Genomic DNA, 5401 nt, shown 5'->3' on the forward strand with positions numbered 1-5401 from the left:
CAAGGACTTAAAGCCTACCAACGGTAAGTCAGTCACATTAGCATCTTTCACTAGTGTACCAATGAGTCCGACGAAAGGATATAAATCAGATTTAACTTTTGATTTAACTAACGTATTACCAGCTAAAGACTTAACAACTGGGTCTTACAAATTAGCTGTTTCAGCTGATGGTGGGATGGATAAGTGGTTTGATACAAACTTCCAGACTGACCTCGGTTGGTTGACATCAAAAGTGACCGTTGCCTACCAAGAATCTAAGCAAGGGATGCTCAGCATGATTCCAACGGTGACATTTGATAACATCACCAAGCCAGTCAATGGCGAACGCTTCGTCACTTTTGAAATTCCAACTAAGGATTTGTCGCCAGATGACACGAACGTTGCTAAAATTGCGTCGTTTACAAGCGTGCCGATGAGTCCAAGCAAGGGTTATCAATCAAACTTGTCATTTGATATGACACCGGCCCTTGGGTCATCTTCTGAAACACAACCAGAGGCGCCCGCTCAACCGGAGCAACCAACGGATCCAGAGACACCATCCGTGCCAACTACGCCGGAAACACCAAGTAACCCTGCAACACCACAACCCGGTCAACAACAATTAGCAAATGGTACTTATACCGTCCCATTCGCTAACTACAAGACCGGTACAAACAATGCGTCAGCAATGAATAACTACTTGAAGACGCCGGCCACTGTAACTGTTAACGGCAAATTAGCACACATCGATATCGCAACCAGCAGTCAAGCTATCATGGATATGATGTCAGACTACAAGTTCAACGGCGAAGCTGCTAAACGTCAAGGTACGCACTGGCTGGTCACGTTACCAACCGAGGCGTTGTACAAGACGATTACAACAAGTATGACGATTTCAATGAACGGTCAAGTAATTGAAAAGCCAACGGCCGACATGGTTTTTGACACTAGTAATGCTGCTGCAACTGGTGACAAGGGCGAATCTGATGAAAAAGGTGGCGCTGGTAAGCCAGATGCTAAACCAGAAACTGATACCGATGAATCAACATCAAATAAAACGGGAAAGCCCGCTAAAAATGCGGTCGTGCGTGCGTTGAAAATTTTACGTGCCGATAACGATGAAGCTTCAATTGCCACCCAATACTTTCACACGACCATTAAATTAGCTAAAAATGCTGACGGCTCATACTATGGTTATCTAACGACCCACACACCAAAGTTGATGGGTAAAAATCCAATCCGCTTTACTGATAAGAAGCATGATGTTTCCTTAGTAGAGACGAAATTAGTTAACAATTACTATGAATCAACTTACCGGATGAAGTTGCAAAAGTCTGAATTGACAAAGCCAATTGCCACAACGATTCACGTGCAATTTACAGAGCCAATTCCTTATAACGAAAACTATGAGATTCGTTTGGTCATCGGTAAAGTATTGAGTGATAAGGGAAGTGATTTGCCAACTGGCGCAGATAAAAACGGCACACCTAGTGGCACTGAATCGAACACGAGCCAATCAGATGTTTCACATGAAACAACACTGACTGATGTAAATGATCGTACGAATGCTACGACACCAACGACAAGCATGGGGGTAACCGGTGTTGGTACAACAATGCCATCCCCAATTGCTAACGTGCCAGGTACAGCCGCTACGACAACACTGGCAACAACGCCAGCTACACAAACAACGGCCACGCCAGCCACTGCGACGTCATTACCTGTCGCAGTGGCTGCCCAAACAGCTACGCAACCAAATGCAACTACTGACAAGCCAGCTAAGTCGACTAACAAGGCTAAGCACGCTTCGAATTCAAGTCAATCTAAAACCGCTAAGGACACACCAGCTACCGAGCAAGCTAACACACACGATGACAAACAACCGTCATCAATTAAGCGGGCTGCTTTGATTGGTGCTGGGGTTGCATTGACGGCTGCAATCGGCTTCATTGGGACAACCATGGCAGTCAATTTCTTCAAGATTCGGTAGGCGTAATATCATGACAATCAAATCATTTTTGCTAAGTCTAATTAGCGGTATTACCCTACTAACTGCTGCACCAACCGTGTTTGGTGAAACGTATAACGCACCCATGCAAGTCTTAGAAAACGGGACAAATAGTGCATCATACGCCTCAGCTTACTTTGCCAATTCAGCAACGGTAACGCCAAACGGTGATCAATATACTGTGACATCAACGGTCACAACTGACACATCACTTGGTGATTACCCTGTTCAAATGTTAAGCATTGACGGTAGCGGGGTAACGACCTCACGCAGTCAAAGTGGCAATAAACAAACGATTACGTATAGTTTTGTCACATCAGATTTGAAAGCACGGCACAACGCCAACATTAAGGTCGATGTTGATAGCATCAATTATCACCATAACTACACCGTTGGTTTGGTACTCGATACCGCCAACGTACCGGCACCAGCTGCGTCAGTAACATCCGCTGATTCAACTGCAGCGTCGACTTCGGTTGCGGCTGTTGCAAGCAGTCAAACGACCACAACCAGTCATGTCGCAGCGACATCAAGTAGCCATGAGACCCGTGAAGCAACTAGTTCTGCCACACAAGCAACAACGGCTGAATCTGTGACAACGAATTCAGCGACTGAGACATCAGCGTCAAGTGCGTCAGCATCTACTAGCACGACCAGCACGGCCGGCAATACTGATTCTGAGGCGCATGCGGCGACTTCAGCATCAGCGCACAAGTCAACTAAAGCTGCCAAAAAGAGCGCCCCTGCACAACAAAAATCAGCGGATCAAACCACTGATCAGGCTGCAGCTTTACCCGTTGGCCTAATTATTGGTGTCGGTCTGGCAATTGGTATTCTAGGTGCTCTGGCTACTGTCTTTTTAAAGAGGCATTAAGCCATGCAAAAAAAACAACAAGCCTTACTTGGTATCTTATTAGTGATTTTAGTTGGGTTAACAGCAGGCTGGTATTGGCTATCAACCCAATCTGCCAACTCAACAACCCATCACACGCAACAACGTGTGATTGTCACAACCAACGCGCAAGCTCAGATTTTTAATCAATTAGCCATCCCCTTAGTTGGGGTGCCAACACCTGGTGATAACCAAACCTTGCCAAAGCGTTATGCAAAGTTACCCCAAGTCGGTAATCACGTTGCCCCTAATTTGGAACGCATCGCTAGTCTAAAACCAGATATGGTGTACTTGGACCAGGCCTTAGTGTCTGACTATGAACAAAAACTCAAAAGTGCCGATGTTCAAACAACGGCCTTGAATTTTTCAGACTTAACCGCCTTACGCGAGAGTATCAAAACGATTGGGAATAGTTTTAATCGTCAACAACAAGCCCGCCAACTAAATGCCACCCTGAACTTAAAGGCTGTGCATCCGAACCATCGGCCCAAAGTGGCTTTGTTAATGGGGATGCCAGGTGGCTCTTTCCTAACTGGGACGAAGCATAGTTATGTTGGCGATTTAATTAACCGGGCTGGTGGGACTGTCATCGGGGCTGGGAATGGTGCTTATACCACCATGAACGTTGAACAGATTGCTGCGGCACAGCCAGATGTCATCATCACGATGGCCCACGCCATGCCAAAACAAGTCTTTCAAAGCTTCGATGAATTGTTTACTCAGCCAGCCTGGCAAGCCTTACCGGCGATTAAACAGCACCAGGTTTATCAAGCATCCGAGCCAACCTTTGGGATGACAGCTAATTTAAATGCACCAGGGGCCTTTAAGCAATTAAAGACGTGGCTGCAAACGAATTAGAAAGTCGGTAAAAGACTATGAAACAGCTTTATAACTGGATTTTAGGTGGGGTACTACTAATTAGTATTGTCATCGCAATGCTCATCGGTAGCACAACCATTGCGCTCCATGATTTATGGCAAGGTAATGCCCAAGCTTGGCATATGTTGCTCACTTATCGACTGCCACGTATTATCATCGCAGTCGTCGGTGGTGCAATTTTGGGTGGCAGTGGCTTGCTCTTACAAATTGTTTTACGTAATCGTCTGATTGATGCGTCTATTCTGGGAATAATGAATGGTACGCAATTCGTGACAATTGGCAGTTTAGTTTTGTTGCCTGCTAGCTTAAATTGGCACGTCGGGGTGGGGGCCCTTGGTGGGATTTTAATTATGATTGGTTGGCGTTTGTTCATCCCTCAAAATCGTCCCCGCTTGCAAATGGTGTTAATTGGCATTGCGACAGCGATGACATTTCAAGCCTTAACCAACATCGCCAGCGAAGGATTCGGATTACCATTGCCGTCGTTAAGCACCGTTACTTGGGCTGACGTGATGCAATTACTCATCATTGTCGTGATTGGCCTAATGTTATTAATTCTAGCCTGGCCAAATCTAAAGTTTTACGCCTTATCGGCCCAACAAGTCCGTTTGTTAGGCTTTAACGAGCCGCGCACAATGTGGTTGATCCTCATTGCCGTCGGAATTTGGACCGGGGCCTTAACCGCATTACTTGGTGTGGTCTTCTTTTTGGGGGCTATTTTGCCACAAATCGCTCGGTTAATGGCACCGCGTACAAAATCCCAGCAATTACTGCCAGCAACCATGTTGTGGGGCAGTTTGCTCTTAATCAACGCTGACACAGTTGCTAGAACCATCTTAGCGCCCAAAGAATTGGCAACAAGTGCCGTTCTACTGGCAATTAGCGGACCGTTATTTGCAGTCATGCTTTTGAAAGGAAGTCGCCATGCTACAACTTAAAGACGTTGACGTATACCGCGGTGACCACCAAGTCCTGTCAAAAGTGACCGCTGATTTACGACCGCAACAAATTACTAGTCTCATCGGGCCAAATGGTTCTGGTAAGTCAACGCTACTCCAGCTGCTTACCAAAGCATTAGAACCTCGTCGCGGTGTGATTACCGGTCGACCCTTAAGTATCGCTTTATTAGCGCAACGAAATGAGCTCCATGAGCCTTTGACCGTACGTGAATTATTAACGATGACCACAGATGTTATCGACGATACGGTTGTTGCATTGCTTCAATTAACGGCTTTGCTTGAAACGCCAATGCCGGAACTTTCTGGTGGCCAACAGCAACTTGCTTGGCTCGGATTCGTCTTACAGCAACAGCCTGAACTGGTTATTTTAGATGAGCCAACAACCTACCTAGACTTGCAGTACCAGCACTTATTCTTAGAAACGCTGCGGCAGTTGCAACAACAACGCCAATTTACCGTAATCATGGTGTTGCACGATTTAACGCAAGCCTTTGCTTATAGTGATCAGATTTGGTTGCTAAACGACCATGGCCAGCTAAAAAGCGGGGCCGTCGCTGATATGGCTGATGTCGATCAATTATCAACGACCTTCAAAACCCCTTTAACTGACGTTATCGTGAACCAACAGCATTTGATTGTGCACGCCTGACAACACAGGGGATTGACCGTAAAACTAAAAAACCG

5 protein-coding genes are annotated in these 5401 nt (G+C 46.0%); all 5 read left to right on the forward strand.

Going from position 1 to position 5401, the window contains the following annotated elements; all coding sequences use genetic code 11:
- Nucleotides 1–1969: NEAT domain-containing protein (locus WEIDD23_RS07365; protein ID WP_197458837.1), on the forward strand; the 1969-nt coding region annotated here is incomplete at its 5' end.
- A 10-nt stretch (nucleotides 1970–1979) separates the two neighbouring features.
- Nucleotides 1980–2861, forward strand: a complete 882-nt coding sequence (locus WEIDD23_RS07370) for an NEAT domain-containing protein (protein WP_010371069.1) — start codon at nucleotides 1980–1982, stop codon at nucleotides 2859–2861.
- Nucleotides 2862–2864: 3 nt separating this feature from the next.
- Nucleotides 2865–3737, forward strand: a complete 873-nt coding sequence (locus tag WEIDD23_RS07375; protein ID WP_010371067.1) for an ABC transporter substrate-binding protein — start codon at nucleotides 2865–2867, stop codon at nucleotides 3735–3737.
- A 17-nt stretch (nucleotides 3738–3754) separates the two neighbouring features.
- Nucleotides 3755–4696, forward strand: coding sequence for a FecCD family ABC transporter permease (locus WEIDD23_RS07380; RefSeq protein ID WP_010371065.1), 942 nt, complete (start codon nucleotides 3755–3757; stop codon nucleotides 4694–4696).
- Entirely contained in the window at nucleotides 4683–5366 is a 684-nt protein-coding gene (locus WEIDD23_RS07385) for an ABC transporter ATP-binding protein (protein WP_010371063.1), read from the forward strand. The genes WEIDD23_RS07380 and WEIDD23_RS07385 overlap by 14 nt, the downstream gene beginning before the upstream one ends.
- Nucleotides 5367–5401: the final 35 nt, after the last annotated feature.

Source organism: Weissella sp. DD23 (assembly GCF_001579105.1).
Classification (GTDB): domain Bacteria; phylum Bacillota; class Bacilli; order Lactobacillales; family Lactobacillaceae; genus Weissella; species Weissella cibaria.

What these genes read in the sequence shown, in the direction of transcription:
- WEIDD23_RS07370 (WP_010371069.1), top strand. Translation starts at nt 1,980, where the DNA reads ATGACAATCAAATCATTTTTGCTAAGTCTAATTAGCGGTATTACCCTA.
- WEIDD23_RS07385 (WP_010371063.1), top strand. Translation starts at nt 4,683, where the DNA reads ATGCTACAACTTAAAGACGTTGACGTATACCGCGGTGACCACCAAGTC.
- WEIDD23_RS07380 (WP_010371065.1), top strand. Translation starts at nt 3,755, where the DNA reads ATGAAACAGCTTTATAACTGGATTTTAGGTGGGGTACTACTAATTAGT.
- WEIDD23_RS07375 (WP_010371067.1), top strand. Translation starts at nt 2,865, where the DNA reads ATGCAAAAAAAACAACAAGCCTTACTTGGTATCTTATTAGTGATTTTA.